Here is a 1,204-nt window from a genome sequence, read left to right on the forward strand (position 1 = left end):
CCGGCGCGAACGCCGCCGCGGTCGCGGCGACCGCGCGCAGGTCCGCCTCCTCGCGGTTGCCGGCATGGCCCAGCACGATGCCCAGCCGGCCGCCGCGGCGGTCCGCGCCGACGGCGCGCAGCAGGCCCCGCAGCCCGTCGGGGTTGTGGGCGTAGTCGACGACGACGTCGATGCCGCCGAACTGCCAGCGCTGCAGCCGGCCGGGGTTGTCGCCGCGCGCGTTGCCGAAGCTCGCCAGCACCCGTGCGATGACGTCCGGCGCGATCCCCAGGCCGGCCGCCGCGAGCGCGGCGGCGGCTACGTTGGCGACGTTGTAGGCCGCGCTGCCGCCGAGCGTCAGCGGCATCGCCGCGACCGCGCCGAGGTCGTGCGTGGCATCGTCGAGGTGCAGGCGCAGACGGCCGTCGGCGACGCCGCTGGTCGCGCCGCCGCGCGCGCGATGCGCCAGCAGCGCCGGATGCGCGTCGTCGCCGGCGAACCAGCCCAGCCGCTGCGCATCGAACAGCCGCGCCTGCCGGGCGATCACCGGATCGTCGGCATTGAGCACCAGCAGCCCGCCGTCGGCGACCGCGCGCGCGACCGTCAACTTCACCGCGGCCAGGTCGTCGAGGTCGTGGATGCCGTATTCGCCGAAATGGTCGACGCTGATGTTGGTGACCACGGCGACGTCGGCGCGCTGCACCGCCAGCCCGCGCCGCAGCATGCCGCCGCGCGCGGTCTCCAGGATCGCGGCCTCGGCCTGCGGCTGGCGCAACGCGGTGCGCGCGCCGGTCGGGCCTGAGAAATCACCGGCTTCCAGCTCCCGGCCGTCGAAGAACACGCCGTCGGTGCAGCTGTGCGCGGTCGGCCAGCCGTTGGCGCGGGTCATCGCCGCCAGCAGGCGCACGGTCGTGGTCTTGCCGTTGGAACCGGTGACCAGCGCGGTGGGAATCGCATGCAGCGCCGGCCACGGCACCTCGTCGACCCGGGGCAGCGCGGCGATCGGCCAGACCCGGCCGCCGGTGCCGGCGCCGATCGAGACCGCGTCGTCGTCGGCCAGGAACGGCAGGCCGCGGGCCGCGGCCGCGTCGCGCAGCGGCAGCAGGCCGGCGGCGGTCTCGGCCCGGGCGACGTGCGCGAGGGTCTGCAGGGCGCTGTCGGCATCGACCACCGAGGCGTGCCCGGGCGCATGCGGCAGGTCGGCCGGACGAGGCGCCGCGGCGTC

The 1,204-nt window shown here is 76.8% G+C and carries 1 protein-coding gene; it reads right to left on the reverse strand.

All coding sequences use genetic code 11. From position 1 onward, the window contains the following. On the reverse strand, positions 1-1,204 hold a 1,204-nt coding region (locus tag LDO26_RS18130), incomplete at both ends, for a Mur ligase family protein (RefSeq protein WP_232132492.1).

This window comes from Proluteimonas luteida (assembly GCF_021191695.1).
In the GTDB taxonomy this organism is placed as follows: Bacteria; Pseudomonadota; Gammaproteobacteria; order Xanthomonadales; family Xanthomonadaceae; genus Luteimonas; species Luteimonas luteida.